A 429-nucleotide genomic window follows, 5' to 3' on the forward strand; every position below is an offset into this window, starting at 1 on the left:
TTGAAGCCGCGGTTGGTGGTGGTCATGCCAGGGTTCCCTTCTGTTCCACGGTGACCTGCACCGACGAGCCGTGCTTGCCGCCGAGGCGACCGAGCCGGTCCCCGACGGCGTGCTCGACGGCGCTGGCATCGACGGGGATGCCGGACAGGGGCACCACGTGCACCTGGGTGCGGTGCCCACGAGCGGACGCGGTCGTGTTGGCTTCCGGGACGCCTGCTGCGTGGGCGGCAGCGTTCGCGGCGGTGGAGGCCAGGATGCGGGTGTCGATCACGACCGCACCACGGTCACGGTCGATCCCGGACCGGGGCTGCCGGCCGGGCTTGAGGGCCAGCACGACCAGGACGATGCCGAGGATCACCAGGGCGGCGGCGATGACCTCGATGATGGTGGTGAACGCGGCGTCGGGCGTGAGGGCGGTGTCGACCACGG

The 429-nt window shown here is 71.6% G+C and carries 1 protein-coding gene; it reads right to left on the reverse strand.

What is annotated here, in order from left to right; all coding sequences use genetic code 11:
- Nucleotides 1-22: 22 nt before the first annotated feature.
- Nucleotides 23-429: DUF6286 domain-containing protein (locus M3677_RS18780; RefSeq protein WP_251161208.1), on the reverse strand; the 407-nt coding region annotated here is incomplete at its 5' end.

The sequence above is a fragment of the Curtobacterium sp. P97 genome, assembly GCF_023712445.1.
Lineage (GTDB): Bacteria > Actinomycetota > Actinomycetes > Actinomycetales > Microbacteriaceae > Curtobacterium.